Source organism: Providencia sp. PROV197 (assembly GCF_028479625.1).
In the GTDB taxonomy this organism is placed as follows: Bacteria; Pseudomonadota; Gammaproteobacteria; order Enterobacterales; family Enterobacteriaceae; genus Providencia; species Providencia vermicola.
Window position 1 is genome coordinate 136,117 of sequence record NZ_JAMPNZ010000021.1, and the last position, 16,782, is coordinate 152,898.

A 16,782-nucleotide genomic window follows, 5' to 3' on the forward strand; every position below is an offset into this window, starting at 1 on the left:
TATTTTTTTATCTTTAATGTAAATTCATTTCTCTTCTCACTGTTCATTAACCGCCAAAAATACAAAAAAACCAATTAAGCCAAATGCAGAAAAAATAAAATAATCAAAAAAATCAAAGGTATAAAAACAAAAGAAAATTACCCGACTTAAACAATCAATCGTTTGATTTTTAGCTGATTATTTAGACCATTAACTATTTCAGTTAATGGTTAATCTTAATTCATTACATAAAATTAAATTAAATTTATTATTTTAAATATAAAACTCGCTTTTAAATTAAATTTAAAATAAGCAATAACCATTTTTAATTTAAATTTAAAATAGTGCTATTTTATTATTTCATAAAAAAACTCAGTACATAAAGTCACATTATGATAATCAAAAAACGAATATTGCTTATACTTTCTGATAACAATACACTGAACGTAAATTCGCTTTATTGACAAGAGGTTAACATATGGAAATTACGATTAAAGTATCTGATGACTCAATTGAACAGCTCCCTGCTAAAACTTATGATGCGTTTTGTGCAGAGCTAAAAGCGCGTGTTTTAGAGGTCTACCCTAGCAGTAACTTATTGATCACCCATGATAGTGGGCCAACAACTTTCTCAACTAAGGGTTTTCATAACGATAATGAAGCTCATATCGTTTTACATGAGCTTGTTGAAGATGTTTTAAAACACGGCCATTGGCTAAAAAATAATTAATCACCATTATTTACAGCAGCTGACAGTCGCTTTATAGCAACAGTCAGCTTCTTATCTCTTCCCTCCCAACTTTTATCTTCATATCCCTAAAGCCTGATCAAGATCATAGTTAACAAGGTATTTTCACTCTCTTCACTAAAATCGCTTTACCCTTAATCGTTATATGATAAAGTATATAACGTAATTTTCATTTACATTGCTTTTGCTAATTTATAGCGGCCAGTATTTATACTGGCTCTTTTTTATGAAATGGTGCGAAATGCAACACAACATCCCCGTTTTAGTCCTAATCTGCTATAGTAATTTCTAGATATTATTTAGAATAACTATTCATTGAGTGCAAACAGAGGTATGACTATGAAGCGTTTATTACTGGCTCTTTGCCTGTCACCAGCTATAACCATGGCAGCCAATGCCCCTTTAAATATTAGTGAACTGGCCAAGGATTATTGTGAAATAACAGGTCAAGCGCTAAACGAAGCATACAGCACTAACAAAAGCAGTAGTGACCTAACCCTTGAAACAATTGCAAAATTAAAAAATGAAAATGTCGATTTGAAAAAGCTGGAGACAGTTGAGACAGACCTTCGCCAAAACCTCACATCCGCTATTGATGCAATTCGTAGCAATAAATCTCAGTTCAAGAATGACGAAGAGTTTGCTAAATCATTAAATGACTCAATCTCTGCGTGTAAAATTCAGACTGAGTTACTCCTGAACAAGTCGTAATCAGAATAAATCTCATCGAGATAAGAGCGCAACAGTAAAATTGCGCTCTTTTTCATATTAAGGTGCTTTAGCACATAATTTTTCTATTGATAATTTTAGCTCTGATGTTTCACTCACAATCAGTTGAGTATGCTCTGAAATTTTACCATCCTGCACACTCACGTTGGCAACGAATGGAAGCATCTCATCTTGCGAAGACTTACGATATAGCCCACAAACTCGGTAGCTATTTCCCTCTTTATATTCACTCTTCAAAGCGATTCTGACGTCCTTAAATGTAATCTCGCCTGATTGGTTTAACTTCTTATCTACCAACTGCTTAGCTGTACTTTCAACGTCTGAATCACCAATAGTGCTATAAAAATGATAGCCAAAAACCCCTAGAGCTAACAATAAAACGATCAAGAGCTTTGTTTTTATACGTTTCAACCAGTTATCCTTCATATGATATGTTTGCTTAACTCATTATAATGACATAAGTGCCATAACAGTGAACAAAATGAGCCTTTGAGGCCGCTAGTTTGTGACTTCTTGTACGCATTTTATTATTTAATAACCAATAACATTTTTTAATGAAAATCATTTATTTTCATTAGCATTAGTTGTTTTTATATTATTTTATTAATCATTGATAAAAAAAACATTTTAAGTTTTTTCTTATCGATTTATACTTAACACATTCCAATATCTTTATTGTTAATTAATTTATGAAAGAAAAAATCGTTAAAAATTTAGTTGAATTAACTTATGGTACAAACAATGATGTTAAAATTGCAGCAATTAATGCACTCGGTGATTATAAATGTTCTATTGAACAGCAACATGCCATAGACCGCTTATTAAATCTATGCGACGATTACAATAAAGATATTGCTGTTGCATCAATCACCTCACTCAGCAAACTTGCTAAATTCTTTTCAGAAAACCCATAAATTAACGGTAATTTAATTATTTTAACAATTCATCTTCATTATGAAGAAATAATGAATTAAAGTTGTATGAAATATGATTTATTCATTTATATAAGTAAATTAAATTGAATTAATTTATTTAACTGCCAATATAATAATTAATAAATATTCTAAAGGGGATTAAATATGAATATTCTTAAACCGTTAATTATTTCGACAAGTTTATTGGCAGCAAGTTTCTCAACATTCGCATATCATGGTGATGGCTACGGAAATAGTAATGGTTCTTGGCATCGAGGCGGGTACCAAAATCAGCAACAGTATAATAATCGCCCTTGCGATAACTATCGCAATAATAACTATAATAGACACCACCAAGGTATGATGCAATATTCAACGTCAATACAAACAAGTCAACCAGAAGAAGCTCTTAAAAAAATAGTTGCAGATGTTCCTAAAGGTGAAAACGGCAAACAATATATGGTTAAAGTTGCCGTGGTCGAAATCACACCGAATACACCAGTACAAGCCCAGTAATTGAAAACTCAGGGTAGTAAATGCTACCCTGTTAGTTATTTGACCTGATTATTCTTACAGGCCAATAGGCTGATAACCTTGCCACTGTGGGACAAAGTGTTCTCCCTGTTTGTTTTCTGTTAGGTGAATATAAAAATCACCAACTTGCTCTAGGAATACGCAGTCATCCACATCTTTCAAATTATCTTTATGTTGTTGTTCACTGTTAACTAGCAACTTTTTAATTGCCTTTTGTTTTGCATCATCCGCTGTTTTCGCAACAAAAAGATCAAACTCGTGTAATTCTGCTAAGCTGTTTGGAGTATACCCGCCGACATTAACAAAATATAATTTATGGCTAGTTTTTGATGGTTCTCGGCTTAGGATCACATCAAAACCATCAGCCCATGTAATAACTGCATAGCCGTCAATATGAATCTTATCTTTATCACCAAACCAAGCTTCTCTCAATGTAGGCCAAGCATCCTCTGGTTTTTCTGCAATAACAAACTGGATATCGTGAACCTCTATATTTGATTTGCCTGCATTACCACCAATGTAAAACATAAATAATTTCATTCTTACTCCAATTTACCACCTTGTTATATAATAAATTATATAACCATTAAAATTCAATTTGCAATCTTCCATTTTGCAGAAAATAACAACCTAAATTTTTATCTATGGTTTTCATCATATTAGCTTTATTAGCATTACTCCTTCTACCCGAGATCACTATCAGCAACATAAAAAGTGAATAAAAAGTCATTTTAACCATATAATTATTTACTTTGAGGTTATTTTGAGTAATCTAATGAGCTCAAGAATAATAATTTCAGGGAATAATTATGGATCGTCGTTCATTTCTAAAATCCACTTCATTAGTAGCAGGTGGATTAGCGCTAAATACATTTATAAATCAAGCGTCTGCTAACACAGCATCGGTAAAACTACCTGATGCTAAGCATCCTTTATTGCTTAATTTCAATGAAAACTCATTAGGGATGTCACCAAAGGCTAAAGATGCAATTATTGCCGCGTTACCTAATTCTTTTCGCTATCCTGACGATGCTAGAGCTGAATTAATCACCAGTATTGGCTCTCTTTATGATTTATCTGATAAACATGTCAGCATCGGTAATGGCTCATCAGAAACCATTCAAGCCACTGTTGCCATGTTGGCAAATAAAGCTAGAAACCAAGGGATCAAAATTCAACTGGTTACCCCTGATCCTACATTTAATTATGCCGAGCTGTACTCACTTCCACTTGGTGTACAAATTACAAAGGTTCCTCTAAAAGCAGATTTATCTTTTGATTTACAAAAAATGGAGCAAGCGGCAAATAATTTTGATGGTTTATCCATGATTTATATCTGTAATCCAAACAACCCGACTGCCATGATTACCCCTCATAGCCAGTTAGATGGCTGGATGAGTAAAGCTCCCGATAACCAATTTTTTATTGTTGATGAGGCTTATGCTGAGTTTGTCGAAGACCCTAGCTTTGTCAGTGCAATAGAATTAGTTAAAAAAGGCCAAAAAAATCTTATTGTTACACGAACATTTTCAAAAATATTTGCGCTAGCGGGATTACGTGTTGGTTATGGAATAGCGATACCAGAGGTTATTACTGCCGTAGATGAATTTTTATCTATTGATAACACAAATACAGCAGGAGCTGTTGCTGCCCTCGCCTCATTAAAAGATAAAACCTTTATCGCAAACAGTCTTAAATCCAATAATTTATCGCGTAAAATTGTCGAAACTGCACTAAAAGAAATTGGACTCGAATATGCCCCATCACAGGCAAACTTTATTTTCCATAAAGTAAAAGGTGATGTAAAAGCCTATAAGCAACGCATGGCAGATGCAAATGTGATGGTAGGAAGAGAATTCCCACCCGCTGTAGGCTGGAACCGTTTAACATTAGGAACTCCTGAAGAAATGGAACAATTCGTCACAGTCCTAAAAGAATTTCACAAAAAAGGTTGGGCATAACATAGCCCCTCCAGCGCTACCAAAATAAAAGGAACAGGTATTGATCTCCCCCTTTTATTTTTTAAAAAGGGCCTTTGAAAATAAAGAAGGCCCCCACAAAAATAAGGGCAAAACCAATAATATGATTAACTGTTATACTCTCTCCTAAATATAAAACTGAAAAGAGCACAAAAACACAAAGAGTGATAACTTCCTGCATTGTTTTCAATTCTGCAGCACTATAAAACTGATGCCCCAACCGGTTTGCAGGTACAGCAAAGCAATATTCAACAAAAGCAATTAGCCAACTAAAAAATACCACCACATATAAAGGTTTCGTCGTAAACTTCAAATGTCCATACCAAGCAAACATCATGAACACATTTGAAATGATAAGTAAAAATACAGGGTATAATTTTGCTAGCATGTTAATTTCATAGTAAGAAGATAATTTTCATCATTATGAAATGAAAAAATCACGATTTCAATAAGGTGTAATTAGGCTAATTATTTCATTCTAAAATTTATTTCAGCTAAGACAAATGGAGAGTTAAATGTTTATTCAATATCGCTTAATGGATCTGACAGATAGCCTCAAAGTCGCTCATTTATTACAAGCTAATGCCCCTTCTAACCATGGTGAGCTTCTTGGCGAATTTCCACTTCCTAAGGTTAAGGATATGTTGATGGGAAGCTCAGGAACCATTATTGCGGTAGCGGCTCAAGACGTTATCGGTGTGGTTTTTAGCTTTAGGTCGTCATCGGCCACATTACCCCCTTTAGCTTCATTTATTATCGAACAGTTTCCTTACCTAGTTAAAAATAATTGGTTTTATGGGCCTGTTTGTATCAATAAAGAATACAGAGGCAAAGATATTCTCAAAACTTTATATGACAAAGTTTGCGCACTCAATACAGGTAAACCTGTTGCTTTTATTAACACAAAAAATTTACGTTCATTAGCGGCTCACCAGAAATTAGGTATGAGTGTTGTCGCTAACTTTATTTTCGATGAAATAGAATACTATTTAGTTATCGGCAGATAATTTTTTAGTACCACCCAGTACATTTTTATTTTAATTTGCTCACGTTTTGATAAACTAGATACATTATTGTATTAAAGAGTACATTTTATGACAGATTTTCTTACTGTAAACCAAAAGGCATGGGACAAACAGGCAGAGTCGCAACAAGCTTGGTCGACACCAGTGGATTCACAAACCATTCATGATGCTAAACAAGGTCACTGGCAAGTTCACCTTACCCCTACCCCAGTATCAAAAGATTGGCTAGGTGATATTAAAGGGAAAAAAATTCTTTGCCTTGCATCTGGCGGCGGTCAGCAAGCTCCTGTATTAGCAGCTGCGGGTGCTCAAGTTACCGTTTTTGACTTTTCAATAAAACAACTTGAACAAGATATAATGGTCGCAGAACGCGATCATTTAACATTAGAAACTGTACAAGGTGATATGCGTTCGTTATCTATGTTTGCTCGCGAAGAATTTGATATTATTTTCCACCCTATATCTAACCTATATATTCCAGATGTAAATCCTGTATGGCAAGAATGCCATCGTGTATTAAAAACAGAAGGAAAATTATTATCTAGCTTTTTTAACCCCGTAGTTTTTATTGGCGACCGGGATAAAAAATACCATGAGCAAGGCCTTATAAAACCAAGTTATACTATGCCTTTTTCGGAATTAAGCACTTTATCTGAAGAGCAAATTGCATACAAGACTGAACACCAAGAAGCCTTTGTGTTTGGCCATTCTTTAAATGATTTAATTGGTGGACAAATTAAAGCTGGCTTTCATATTGCAGGATTTGAGGAAGATTGGCAGCCACATCCACGTTTTATTGTTGACCGTTATTTACCAACATTCCTATCAACATTAGCGATTAAAATCCGCTAAAAATCCTACATTAGTTAGACTATTAGCTAATCAATGTTAATTTTCTAAGATAGGCTATTCACCACGGTGGCAATAGCGCTCCCAAACAGATTCAAATTGTTCAGGGGGAATAATATCATCTGTCTTTTCAACAAATGGAATTGAAATCATCACCTTACCCGTTTTATTCTTATGTAGCCTAACAATAAATCGCTTATAGCCATGGGGTAATTCATTTTCAAAACCAAAGACTTCACCGCAGTAGTATCCTGTTTCCTCACCTTCATCACTTTTCGTTAGTACATAATATTTTACATTTTTGTACGTTGCTGCCGACGGATATGCCAAGAAGTCTTCAACTGAGCTTCTCACTCTACTATCCGTATCTAATTCTGGGTCAATAGTCACTTCGGTCATGATCCCCGCTATGTATGCACACCCAGCAACAAGTAATAGAACTAAAGATCTTAATAACATTTTATATAGATAATCCATGAGAAAACAGTAAACATCATTATAGTTTATACTTATTGTTTTGCGACCTCAAAGCGAATCAGGCCATTTGTTTTTATAATCTACTGAATAAGTTGCCAAATATAAACTAAAATAGCAGCAGTAATTATCCATATTATTGTTGCTAAACTCAAACTACCCCAAGCCGTCATTTTCGTTGCAAATATATAAACTGTAAGTAGATACATAGCATAAGGAATTAATGACCATAACCCAAATAATGCAGTTTTTCTTAATGCCTCAGTGCCTTGCTCCTGCACAACAATCACATGTGCGATAAGCGCAAAAGTTGGAAATAAAGGCACCAACCCAGCAATATAATAAACTTTACTCCGTGAAAATAATGCAATGATAAGTACAGCTACAGCACCAATTAGACATTTTAAGAATAATGAAAACATAAGAGTTTAATTCCTTTTTACATTTAGCTTATTATCATTTCTTACTATTGAAAAGTTAACAGCATTATCAATTCAAACAATAGCTCATAAATTTTCTTTTCATTTTGTTAACCATTCCAAAAAATAAGTAAACACACTTAGATTTCATTCATTTTTATGAACTAAGTCATATTATTGCATGTAAAGTATCCATCACGAGTGCCGATACATTGAGTTAGTCCCTACGCCTGATGCTTTCGCGTGACTATATATAACGTTTTAGTCTATAGGATAATTTTGATTCACTTATCGCTAACAATGTTATGTCTGAAAGTCGTTATTTGTATGTATTCAAAACATACTGCTCGATGGTATGAAAGGAAATAATCAATGATGTCTGATACTTCAAAAAAAATTAAATTTAACTCAGCTAAATTTACCTTCACTGGCCTCAAAACGACGACGTTGGTCTGGTTTATTTCAGGACTGCTGATCACACTACTACTGTCTACTTGCTGGTTTTTCTTTAGCTCGTTAAAACAGTATCAAGCAACACTCAATGACCTGGATATAATTTATAATGAGCAAACTGAATTAAACAATACGTGGCAATCTCTACTTCAAGCACGCAATACCTTAAACCGCGCAAGCTCTCGCCATTTATTGATCATCAATAAAATGAAAACGTCGAATACTGACATCGACAGCCTTATTCAGTTTTACCATCAAAAAATGACACAAACCAATACATATTGGAAAAATTTTTCTGAAAGTTCCATGTATCAAAACAATGCAGCTTTCACCGATTTAGAAAAATCGTATAATACATTATATGCCGCACTGAATGAACTTTCTGTGTTCTTAGTTGAAGGAAAAACCTACGATTTTTTAAATCAACCCACACAATCATTTCAAGATGCATTTGAAAAAAATTACATAAATTATCACCAACAGCTTAATAAAAATTACCATGACATCGCTATTTCAAGCGAAAAGCTTTATCACCAAAGCATAATTGGTCTTATTGTGATCATTACAATAATCTCCATTGTCACGCTATTCATCCGTTTTATTTTGCAATTTTTCTTTATCCGCCCTCTCAACCAAGTTATTGATGGTATCGAAAAAGTCAGCCAAGGTATTCTTTATCATCAATTTGATAATAAAGGTCTTTCTGAAATAAAACTGCTCAAAATGCATGTCTCTAATATGCAAAGTAAGCTTATTGAAATTGTAAAAAATATTTATGACAACACTCACCATATTAAAGTTGAGTTGAATGATATTACGCAAATGAACCATGATTTGTCCATCCGAGCAGACCAGCAAGCCGCAGCAATTGTTGAAACTGCCGCCAGCGTTGAAGAACTCGACTCTTCATTTAAGCTCAATACAGCACATACAAATCAATCTTGTCAGCTTATGTCTGCAACGAGTATTACCATAGATAAGAGCAATGAGCTAATTTCTGATGTCGTCGAGAATATGGATGATATCGTCGACTTCTCTAAAGAAATCAGCAAAATTACATCTACAATTGATAATATTGCCTTCCAAACGAATTTGTTGGCGCTTAATGCAGCTGTTGAAGCCGCTCGAGTGGGTGAACATGGGAAAGGTTTTGCTGTCGTCGCTAATGAGGTTCGCGAGTTATCAATAAGCTGTACGCAAGCATCCAAAGAGATTAAATTACTAATCAATAATTCAAATGATAAAATTAATCATTGTTTCCAACTGGCGGCAGATGCTAACGATAATATTGTCTCTATTGCTCAAGATACCTCTAATATTAACGAAATGATCCAAAGCGTTGCCCTTGCCTCTAATGAGCAAACTCACGGTGTAAGCCAGATCCACCTAGCTATCAACGAATTAGATAACACGACTCAAGCGAATGCTTCAATGACACGTGAATTACAATCTTCACTAAAAGCACTCGAGTCTCAATCCAATTTACTGGAAGAGATAATTTCTATCTTCCACGTTGAAGCCGAAGATACACAACAATCTGACAGTATTGAGCAAAAAAAAGATCTACCAATTAAAAAACTCCACTAAATTAAATTATTAAACCGTTGGGCACTATTCATGGTGCCCATATTTTTATTTTCTTTCGTATTTTTTCTTCTTTATTCATGTTTGACTACCATTGAATATTTCTAACAAATTATCTGATATAACATGTAACGATTATTTCGAATAACGACGAGCCAATATGACAATTAAAATTACCGTTCTTGTTGATAATAACACTCTCATCGACAGTTATTTTTGCGGTGAGCCAGGTGTCTGCTATCACATTGAAGCTGATGACAAAAAAATATTATTTGATACAGGTTACTCTGATATTTTTATTAATAATGCCCATATACTCAATATTGACCTAGCCGATATTACCGACCTTGTACTGTCTCATGGCCACAATGATCACACATGGGGATTAGGTCATTTGATTCAGTATTTTGACCGTCGTAACGTTGAGGAAAACCACCCCAAACAGCTTATTTATCATCCAGATGCATTAAAACCAAAACAGTTTCAATCGAAAGTGATTGGAGCAAACACCCCAAAAAATGTACTCGATGCCTACTTCACTTGTATAGAATCTATAAAGCCATACTATTTATCTGATAACGTTATATTTTTAGGCCAAATACCTCGGAATAATAATTTTGAAGGAAAAGACCCAATCGGTATTATGGTTAATGAAAACCAACAACACGTTGATGACTATGTCCTTGATGACACCGCTCTGGCAGTTACAACAACAGAAGGACTGATTGTAATAACAGGTTGTTCTCATTCAGGTATTTGCAATATTGTTGAATATGCGAAATACGTCACTGGGATAAATAAAATAGTCACTGTAATTGGCGGTTTTCACTTACAACAAGCCTCAGATGATCTTTTAGAACAGACTGGCAACTACTTTACTCAACAGGACTTATTGCACATCCACCCATGCCACTGTACTGACCTTGCAGCAAAGATACACTTAGCTAAGCATGCTCCTGTTAAAGAGGTTGGTGCTGGCTTACAGCTCACTTATTCAAGTTAACTTGATTGCCCAGTAGTAAGCTGGGCATATTCTTGCAGCTAATCTGATGAACAAAAAAATTACCTTTCCATTCAGAAAATTATCTACATATAAATACGTTAAGTTCTTGACCCTAAATCACTGTCGTGTTTATTACCTTGAGTCATCCGCGTAAGCTCCTCGCAACGTACTATTTTATTATCTAAGACAGTAAAACAGGCAAATACTTCATACTCGCTGTAAGAGCCGTCTTTTTTCATTGCCTTTGCAATATGTTGAGTATGAACGCAGTTATCTCCCTCTGCGATAGATTTAATTGTTATCGTAATTGATTCAGTTGCTTCCTCTAACACCTTCATATGCGCAACGAACTCATCAAAGCCAATTTCTTTACCATCGACTATTTGAATGTAATCTCTAGAGAAAAACTGCTCTATAACAGATAGTGATCCGATTTGCGTTCCTAACACAGAATCTAAAGCTTGTTTAACCAACTGTATTTTTCCCACTATTTACCTCTTGTTTTTTATAAATGCCTTTACTCTGTTATATGTTGTAAACCAACGATTTCAAGGGAACACTTATATTTAATTAAGCATTCTATTAACTTCAGCATTTTATGCTTTTTATAGCCCAAATGTTCCCTCCACATTAAATCAGGCTCATGTTATTTCTTTGAGATACATTTTGTTTTTTTAATATTAAAACCATTTAACGCATATTAACACCAATAAATAACCTTATAATTCATACTGGTATATGGATTAATTTTATAAAAATTACTCATAAAAACAAAGAAAATATGGAAAAAATCATTTATTTTTAAGCCATTTACTCCATTTTTTGCTTTAGATCACAAAATTCATGTGTAATATCATATTCTTCGTAAATTTCACGCTTTTATAAAATAATGTATCTTGCTAATTCTTATGCTTTTATCCATAATCTTAAGCTATAGTATTTACCACTTTCAGTAACTTCATAGACTCAGTTTTTCCAAGTAATCTTGGATAAGTCCTGAAAACGATATCCCTAATTTATTGGGGGGGCAGTTTTATACATATCCCCCCCCTACTTATATAGGAAACATTTAATATAATCGTATGTTTTTACTGTTAAATGTAATCATGACATATATAAAGGAGGATTTGTGCTGGAAAATCATTTAAACATATTTATTCGAGCTGCATTTATTGAAAATATGGCCTTGAGCTTTTTCCTCGGAATGTGTACTTTCCTCGCGGTATCCAAAGAGGTTAAAACCTCGTTTAAATTAGGTCTAACCGTTGTTGTCTTACTCACTATCGCTACGCCCATCAATAACTTGATCTATAACTATGTTCTTCGAGACGGAGCTATAGCTGAAGGTATTGACTTATCATTTTTATCCTTTGTCACATTTATTGCTGTTCTAGCCGCTTTAGTCCAGATCTTAGAAATGTTCCTAGATAAATTTATACCTTCCCTCTATCACTCACTGGGGGTCTTCTTACCACTCTTAACTATTCACTGTGCTATTTTTGGAGCAACCATTTTTATGGTTGAAAGGAACTATACATTCACAGAATCTGTTGTTTATGGTGCTGGTTGTGGGATAGGTTGGATGTTGGCTATTATTGCGCTTGCGGGTCTTCGTGAAAAAATGAAATACTCTGATATTCCAAAAGGATTAAGAGGATTAGGAATAACATTTATTACCGTAGGTTTAATGTCGCTTGGCTTTATGTCTTTTTCAGGTATTTCGCTCTAATTTTGCATTGAATAGCACATTTCTAAAATCATCTCATTCTATAATGTTAAAAAGCCAATAAGGACATTACTTTTTAACATTTAAACTTGTTTGCTAAGAGGCTACCCCTTTCTTTCGTCCTAGCTTTTTCTCAATCCCCCTACTCTTTCTATCCGATCTGTAACTTCTATCACTTTTTTATTTTTACTCTAAATTGGATTAAAAGATAAATACTGGTATGATTCAATTGCCGACTCAAACGATAGGCACTTTATAACTATAATTATACAGATACATTTCCATTAGATACCCCTGCTTGCAGGGGCTTTTTTATAAAGAACAGTATTCACGTTGAAGTGCTATATTTGCTAATTACATTTTATACAACGAATAATATTGTAAAATTAGTCATATAATTAGATGAGAACATTTCTCTTTTCACTATATCCCTTTAGAACCCCTGTCCCCCTAGATGTCATTTCATCTTTCTTTTCATGCTACTTGTTACATTATTTAACCCTTTGTTAAGGTAATACATGGTTATTTAGCATACAGTAATACCAACTTTATCAAAATCATCAATTGGATATTTACAATTAAGGTGGCACTATGCGATTTAATTTGACCCAAATAAGTATCTTAGAAGAAAACTCCAAAATAATTGGTTTAGACCTCATTCTAAGTGGAGATGATAAATCTACTCACCATTTAAAAATGGATATCAAAGGGTTGGATATGATGAATCTCACATTAAGAGATATTGAGAAACAAGCAATTAAACAGGTTAAACATAATTTTGAACATTGCTCCAATGGATAAACTAGGCACCACATTCACTTTATCCCAATACATCTATCTCATACTGGCTTAGGCCAGACAAAACTCACCTTTTAATCAGAGGGTCATCTGAACCCCACCATCATCTAATACCCTCTAGGTATATGAGTATCTATGATTGAAAAATAATTAGTTAAAATCATCAAGTTTTAAAATGACATACCGATAAACTAAACTATTACGCCCAATTTTGATATAGAGCATCGATACGTTCCGATACAATGAACTCATTCCAAATAAGTAACAAAGCAACTAATACCTATTCTAGAAAATATTTGTAACAAATCTTTTCTACTGGTAAACTTTCATTTCAATATTGTTTTATCTATGTAAAAAATAATAATAAATTTTGTCTCAAATTGATAAAAAAGAATAATAAAAATATTGAATAAATAAAAAACCAAACAAGCATCATAAAATAATAGTTCATATTATTATTTATTAATACATGAAAAATGCTATCGCATATACACGTGATAAGAGTATTTGTGATAATCACAAAATTCGCTGTATAAAATACATAAAATTAACAAATTGGTTTATAAACTTATTTATCAATATGTTGAGACTACCTTACCACTAAAATCAAACGATTGTTTAATTTCATTTGATAGCTACCACCAATTAAAAATTGGAAAACAAGTATTTAAAACGATTGTACTTGATATAAATATTTGACTAGTTTTTATCTCAGAAAATTCTTAATAAAAAAGAGGTTGATATGAATCGTGCTATTTTAAATAGCAAAGTTAATACCTTAGTGGGAAATTATTTAAGGCAAAAACGGATTGAAAATGATATGACTGGTGCTGAAGTTAGCGAATTACTTCATGTTAGTCAGCAACAAATTTCACGTTATGAAAATGGTATTAATACAATTTCATTCAGTTTAATCCTACTGTTTCTTATCAAATTAAATATCAGTGTAGAATCTTTTTTTGTTTCTTTACTGAAGGAGCTGGAAAATGAAGGTGATATTATAGACTTAGGATTAAGTTTATATTTAAATCCATCATCTAGAGAAAATCAATATCTTTATATATAAAATGCCTCATCAACATCAGGATCAATAACTAAATCAGAACATATAAATGTTAAAAAACAATAAAAATCTTGGCCTATACATACAAAAAAACAGAATAACTAACCATATTTCAATTGAAAAAATGGCAAATTTATTAGACATATCAACAGATTTTTATCTGTCTTATGAAAATGGTGAAAAATCCATTTATGCAGACCATTTATTTTATATCGCTAAAATTTTAAATATCGATATCAGCCAGTTAGTTAACGTTTATTTAGAATAGCTAACTTATAGCATTTAAGCGTCAGAGGTTTATTAAAACCTCTGACCTTCAATAGTAAACCCACTAATAGCTCTTCTCCTCCTATTTTGTGAAAATATATCAATATGCAATAAAAAAACATGTCTTTTAATATTGGATAACGAGGTCACAACTTCGCATTTTATGTCTTCTACAATGTACAGCCTAAAAGTAGGAGAAAAAATGAACCCTAATAACAAAGTAAACGTTCTTAAACTCATTTCGGCAGAAATGAATAAAGTCATTGATTATTACTCAAAAAACACATCTAGCTCACCGCAAAGTACTGATTTAATATCATTACGTGAAGCTTATAATGAAGATAGAAAGTATTGGAATGCAGATGCCCCCATCATGCAATCAACTCATGATATTAACATTCAAACGCCTTATGGTTGTATCCTTACACGCATATTTCAGCCTACAATAACTACACCTGCGACATTATTTTATATCCATGGTGGTGGGTTTATTTTAGGTAATCTTGATACCCATGACAGAATAATGCGGTTACTAGCGCTATATACTGGCTGTACCATCATTGGTGTAGACTATTCTTTATCACCCGAAGCCCGTTACCCCCAAGCAATTGAGGAAATATCTATGGCATATCAGTTTTATGCCCATAATGCCGAGAAGTATAATATTAACATGGATCAGACAGGCTTTGCGGGGGATTCCGCTGGCGCAATGTTATCATTAGCGACAACACTTTGGCTTCGTGATAATAATATTGTAAATCATGAAATTAAAGCTAATTTACTTTGGTACGGACTTTATGGTTTACAAGATTCAGTGAGCCGTCGACTTTATGGCGGTGAGTGGGATGGATTAACACAGAAAGACCTTGAAGGGTATGACAGCGCCTATCTTGGTGAGTCAGGAAGTCGCGAAGCACCTTACTACTGTTTATTCAATAACGATTTAACTCATCATATTCCACCTTGCTTTATTGCCAGTGCGGAATTTGACCCACTTTTAGATGATAGCATCGCATTATTCAATACATTAAAAAACAATAAGATATCCTGCAAATATAAGATGTACCCAGGTACATTACATGCTTTTTTACATTATAGCCGTATGATGAATATTGCTGATGAAGCAATTAGAGATGGTGCTGAGTATTTTAAAAGACTTACCTCTGAAAATAGCCTCTAGAGCTAAATTCTGTCATTCAATTTTCTGTATTGTTTTATTTGATTAATACTTACAAGTAAAATTATCTTACAGAGCAAAACAGAGGTTATTATGCTAATTAGCCTAAAAGCGGTTACAAAAGAAAACTATGAATCCATTTGTCTTTTAGATGTATCTGATGAGCAAGAAAAATATGTTGCTTCAAACACTTGGTCACTGGTTGAAGCCGCTTATAATGAAAATTATACCGTAAGAGCTATTTACTGTGATGATGACCCAGTTGGTTTCTTTATGTGGGTACAAGAAAGCCCAATAAGAATATCAATTTGGCGGTTTATGATTGACCAACATCACCAAAATAAAGGAATAGGTAGACAAGCGCTTAGCCTCGCGCTTACAGAGATAAAACAAACACAATCAATCATAGAGATTGAAATATGTTATAACCCAAACAACCCTGTCGCCAAAAATTTTTATTCCTCATTTGGTTTCAGCGAGGTCGGTATGGATAAAAATAATGAAGATATGCTCGCGTTAATTTACCTTAAAAAAGAGCGATGAATTTTCCCCTTAATCTAGAGAAAAAAACCTCTGCAGCAGTAGCCATTATCTCAATATATGCATATCGCCCTCCTGCAAGGTATTCCTATTTATTAAGTTAATAGGTAAACACACAACCATTAAAGTAATTAATCTGTGAGAGTGATATCCGGTAGCTATAGACGAATAAAGGCCGCATTAGTGTTGTGATCCCACTAATTGGACGACTAATTACTGAAGGCTTTTTACTGTCGTAATTCATCTTTCCAATGTATAAATACAGTCATCAAAGATAACTCCTCCAATAGTGTAGTTATCTTTAATAACGTCTGTAAGGATAAACCCATTTTTTCTAGAACGCTAACTGATGCCTTGTTTCCATCCGTAACCACAGCTTGATACCGTGAAATGGCGGATAATTCAGGGAGTGCCAATAAGGCGGCCAATGAATCAGTAGCCAAAGACTTACCTGAGAACTCACACGCTATCATGTAACCAGCTTCAGCCACTAGCTCACAGCTTTCTTGAACTATCATTAA

Annotated in this window: 22 protein-coding genes; 15 read left to right on the plus strand and 7 right to left on the minus strand. The window is 33.7% G+C overall.

The window, feature by feature from the left end; translation table 11 throughout:
• Positions 1 to 457: 457 nt before the first annotated feature.
• Positions 458 to 709, plus strand: a complete 252-nt coding sequence (locus PR808_RS12775; RefSeq protein ID WP_206086467.1) for a DinI-like family protein — start codon at positions 458 to 460, stop codon at positions 707 to 709.
• Positions 710 to 1,066: 357 nt separating this feature from the next.
• Positions 1,067 to 1,438 (plus strand): hypothetical protein, encoded by a 372-nt coding sequence (locus PR808_RS12780; protein WP_241016902.1) that lies wholly within the window; start codon positions 1,067 to 1,069, stop codon positions 1,436 to 1,438.
• Between the two features lie 57 nt (positions 1,439 to 1,495).
• Here the strand turns inward: PR808_RS12780 and PR808_RS12785 are convergent, their stop codons facing one another.
• A complete protein-coding gene (locus tag PR808_RS12785; protein ID WP_272539431.1) occupies positions 1,496 to 1,867 on the minus strand; it encodes a hypothetical protein in 372 nt (123 codons plus the stop codon).
• Positions 1,868 to 2,145: 278 nt separating this feature from the next.
• Here PR808_RS12785 and PR808_RS12790 point away from each other — a divergent pair, with 278 nt between their 5' ends.
• Together PR808_RS12790 and PR808_RS12795 are read left to right on the plus strand one after the other, a co-directional pair.
• Entirely contained in the window at positions 2,146 to 2,370 is a 225-nt protein-coding gene (locus PR808_RS12790) for a HEAT repeat domain-containing protein (RefSeq protein ID WP_206086463.1), read from the plus strand.
• A 165-nt stretch (positions 2,371 to 2,535) separates the two neighbouring features.
• Positions 2,536 to 2,886 carry a hypothetical protein gene (locus tag PR808_RS12795; RefSeq protein ID WP_206086461.1) on the plus strand — a complete coding sequence of 117 codons (351 nt, stop codon included), beginning with the start codon at positions 2,536 to 2,538 and terminating at the stop codon, positions 2,884 to 2,886.
• Between the two features lie 54 nt (positions 2,887 to 2,940).
• Here PR808_RS12795 and PR808_RS12800 read toward each other — a convergent pair whose 3' ends face one another.
• Positions 2,941 to 3,444: a DUF1543 domain-containing protein gene (locus PR808_RS12800; RefSeq protein WP_206086459.1), complete on the minus strand. Its 504-nt coding sequence runs from the start codon at positions 3,442 to 3,444 to the stop codon at positions 2,941 to 2,943.
• A gap of 269 nt (positions 3,445 to 3,713) precedes the next feature.
• Between PR808_RS12800 and PR808_RS12805 the strand changes: the two genes are divergently transcribed.
• Positions 3,714 to 4,865, plus strand: a complete 1,152-nt coding sequence (locus PR808_RS12805) for a pyridoxal phosphate-dependent aminotransferase (protein WP_206086457.1) — start codon at positions 3,714 to 3,716, stop codon at positions 4,863 to 4,865.
• A gap of 61 nt (positions 4,866 to 4,926) precedes the next feature.
• Here the strand turns inward: PR808_RS12805 and PR808_RS12810 are convergent, their stop codons facing one another.
• Positions 4,927 to 5,271: a DMT family protein gene (locus PR808_RS12810; RefSeq protein WP_206086451.1), complete on the minus strand. Its 345-nt coding sequence runs from the start codon at positions 5,269 to 5,271 to the stop codon at positions 4,927 to 4,929.
• Positions 5,272 to 5,398: 127 nt separating this feature from the next.
• Here PR808_RS12810 and PR808_RS12815 point away from each other — a divergent pair, with 127 nt between their 5' ends.
• Both PR808_RS12815 and PR808_RS12820 read left to right on the plus strand, forming a co-directional pair.
• Positions 5,399 to 5,890, plus strand: a complete 492-nt coding sequence (locus PR808_RS12815; RefSeq protein ID WP_272539432.1) for an N-acetyltransferase — start codon at positions 5,399 to 5,401, stop codon at positions 5,888 to 5,890.
• An 87-nt stretch (positions 5,891 to 5,977) separates the two neighbouring features.
• Entirely contained in the window at positions 5,978 to 6,760 is a 783-nt protein-coding gene (locus PR808_RS12820; RefSeq protein ID WP_272539433.1) for a class I SAM-dependent methyltransferase, read from the plus strand.
• 54 nt (positions 6,761 to 6,814) lie between these two features.
• Here PR808_RS12820 and PR808_RS12825 read toward each other — a convergent pair whose 3' ends face one another.
• The gene (locus PR808_RS12825; RefSeq protein ID WP_206086441.1) at positions 6,815 to 7,216 is read right to left on the minus strand and encodes a hypothetical protein; all 402 of its coding nucleotides are present in this window, start codon (positions 7,214 to 7,216) and stop codon (positions 6,815 to 6,817) included.
• A 98-nt stretch (positions 7,217 to 7,314) separates the two neighbouring features.
• Positions 7,315 to 7,653: a GlpM family protein gene (locus PR808_RS12830; RefSeq protein ID WP_206086439.1), complete on the minus strand. Its 339-nt coding sequence runs from the start codon at positions 7,651 to 7,653 to the stop codon at positions 7,315 to 7,317.
• 369 nt (positions 7,654 to 8,022) lie between these two features.
• On the opposite strand from PR808_RS12830, the gene PR808_RS12835 reads away from it, so the two are divergent.
• Complete coding sequence (locus PR808_RS12835; RefSeq protein ID WP_206086437.1) at positions 8,023 to 9,690, plus strand: methyl-accepting chemotaxis protein; 1,668 nt, start codon at positions 8,023 to 8,025, stop codon at positions 9,688 to 9,690.
• Between the two features lie 157 nt (positions 9,691 to 9,847).
• The gene (locus PR808_RS12840; protein ID WP_272539434.1) at positions 9,848 to 10,690 is read left to right on the plus strand and encodes an MBL fold metallo-hydrolase; all 843 of its coding nucleotides are present in this window, start codon (positions 9,848 to 9,850) and stop codon (positions 10,688 to 10,690) included.
• A gap of 98 nt (positions 10,691 to 10,788) precedes the next feature.
• Here PR808_RS12840 and PR808_RS12845 read toward each other — a convergent pair whose 3' ends face one another.
• Positions 10,789 to 11,178, minus strand: a complete 390-nt coding sequence (locus PR808_RS12845) for a nuclear transport factor 2 family protein (protein WP_206086433.1) — start codon at positions 11,176 to 11,178, stop codon at positions 10,789 to 10,791.
• A 641-nt stretch (positions 11,179 to 11,819) separates the two neighbouring features.
• On the opposite strand from PR808_RS12845, the gene nqrE reads away from it, so the two are divergent.
• The 6 genes from nqrE (at position 11,820) to PR808_RS12875 (ending at position 16,264) form a co-directional block, all read left to right on the plus strand.
• Complete coding sequence (gene nqrE, locus PR808_RS12850; protein WP_206086428.1) at positions 11,820 to 12,419, plus strand: NADH:ubiquinone reductase (Na(+)-transporting) subunit E; 600 nt, start codon at positions 11,820 to 11,822, stop codon at positions 12,417 to 12,419.
• A gap of 588 nt (positions 12,420 to 13,007) precedes the next feature.
• Positions 13,008 to 13,217 carry a hypothetical protein gene (locus PR808_RS12855; protein WP_206086420.1) on the plus strand — a complete coding sequence of 70 codons (210 nt, stop codon included), beginning with the start codon at positions 13,008 to 13,010 and terminating at the stop codon, positions 13,215 to 13,217.
• A 739-nt stretch (positions 13,218 to 13,956) separates the two neighbouring features.
• Positions 13,957 to 14,280 (plus strand): helix-turn-helix domain-containing protein, encoded by a 324-nt coding sequence (locus PR808_RS12860; protein ID WP_206086416.1) that lies wholly within the window; start codon positions 13,957 to 13,959, stop codon positions 14,278 to 14,280.
• Positions 14,281 to 14,326: 46 nt separating this feature from the next.
• The gene (locus tag PR808_RS12865) at positions 14,327 to 14,545 is read left to right on the plus strand and encodes a helix-turn-helix domain-containing protein (protein ID WP_206086415.1); all 219 of its coding nucleotides are present in this window, start codon (positions 14,327 to 14,329) and stop codon (positions 14,543 to 14,545) included.
• 201 nt (positions 14,546 to 14,746) lie between these two features.
• Positions 14,747 to 15,724 (plus strand): acetyl esterase, encoded by a 978-nt coding sequence (gene aes / locus PR808_RS12870; RefSeq protein WP_206086414.1) that lies wholly within the window; start codon positions 14,747 to 14,749, stop codon positions 15,722 to 15,724.
• A gap of 90 nt (positions 15,725 to 15,814) precedes the next feature.
• Entirely contained in the window at positions 15,815 to 16,264 is a 450-nt protein-coding gene (locus PR808_RS12875) for a GNAT family N-acetyltransferase (protein ID WP_206086413.1), read from the plus strand.
• Positions 16,265 to 16,488: 224 nt separating this feature from the next.
• Here the strand turns inward: PR808_RS12875 and PR808_RS12880 are convergent, their stop codons facing one another.
• Complete coding sequence (locus PR808_RS12880; protein WP_272539435.1) at positions 16,489 to 16,779, minus strand: GNAT family N-acetyltransferase; 291 nt, start codon at positions 16,777 to 16,779, stop codon at positions 16,489 to 16,491.
• Positions 16,780 to 16,782 lie beyond the last annotated feature (3 nt).

Coding starts and splice junctions, on each gene's coding strand:
- PR808_RS12775 (WP_206086467.1), top strand. CDS start 458: ATGGAAATTACGATTAAAGTATCTGATGACTCAATTGAACAGCTCCCT.
- PR808_RS12780 (WP_241016902.1), top strand. CDS start 1,067: ATGAAGCGTTTATTACTGGCTCTTTGCCTGTCACCAGCTATAACCATG.
- PR808_RS12790 (WP_206086463.1), top strand. CDS start 2,146: ATGAAAGAAAAAATCGTTAAAAATTTAGTTGAATTAACTTATGGTACA.
- PR808_RS12795 (WP_206086461.1), top strand. CDS start 2,536: ATGAATATTCTTAAACCGTTAATTATTTCGACAAGTTTATTGGCAGCA.
- PR808_RS12800 (WP_206086459.1), bottom strand. CDS start 3,444: ATGAAATTATTTATGTTTTACATTGGTGGTAATGCAGGCAAATCAAAT.
- PR808_RS12805 (WP_206086457.1), top strand. CDS start 3,714: ATGGATCGTCGTTCATTTCTAAAATCCACTTCATTAGTAGCAGGTGGA.
- PR808_RS12810 (WP_206086451.1), bottom strand. CDS start 5,271: ATGCTAGCAAAATTATACCCTGTATTTTTACTTATCATTTCAAATGTG.
- PR808_RS12815 (WP_272539432.1), top strand. CDS start 5,399: ATGTTTATTCAATATCGCTTAATGGATCTGACAGATAGCCTCAAAGTC.
- PR808_RS12820 (WP_272539433.1), top strand. CDS start 5,978: ATGACAGATTTTCTTACTGTAAACCAAAAGGCATGGGACAAACAGGCA.
- PR808_RS12825 (WP_206086441.1), bottom strand. CDS start 7,216: ATGTTATTAAGATCTTTAGTTCTATTACTTGTTGCTGGGTGTGCATAC.
- PR808_RS12830 (WP_206086439.1), bottom strand. CDS start 7,653: ATGTTTTCATTATTCTTAAAATGTCTAATTGGTGCTGTAGCTGTACTT.
- PR808_RS12835 (WP_206086437.1), top strand. CDS start 8,023: ATGATGTCTGATACTTCAAAAAAAATTAAATTTAACTCAGCTAAATTT.
- PR808_RS12840 (WP_272539434.1), top strand. CDS start 9,848: ATGACAATTAAAATTACCGTTCTTGTTGATAATAACACTCTCATCGAC.
- PR808_RS12855 (WP_206086420.1), top strand. CDS start 13,008: ATGCGATTTAATTTGACCCAAATAAGTATCTTAGAAGAAAACTCCAAA.
- PR808_RS12860 (WP_206086416.1), top strand. CDS start 13,957: ATGAATCGTGCTATTTTAAATAGCAAAGTTAATACCTTAGTGGGAAAT.
- PR808_RS12865 (WP_206086415.1), top strand. CDS start 14,327: ATGTTAAAAAACAATAAAAATCTTGGCCTATACATACAAAAAAACAGA.
- aes (WP_206086414.1), top strand. CDS start 14,747: ATGAACCCTAATAACAAAGTAAACGTTCTTAAACTCATTTCGGCAGAA.
- PR808_RS12875 (WP_206086413.1), top strand. CDS start 15,815: ATGCTAATTAGCCTAAAAGCGGTTACAAAAGAAAACTATGAATCCATT.
- PR808_RS12880 (WP_272539435.1), bottom strand. CDS start 16,779: ATGATAGTTCAAGAAAGCTGTGAGCTAGTGGCTGAAGCTGGTTACATG.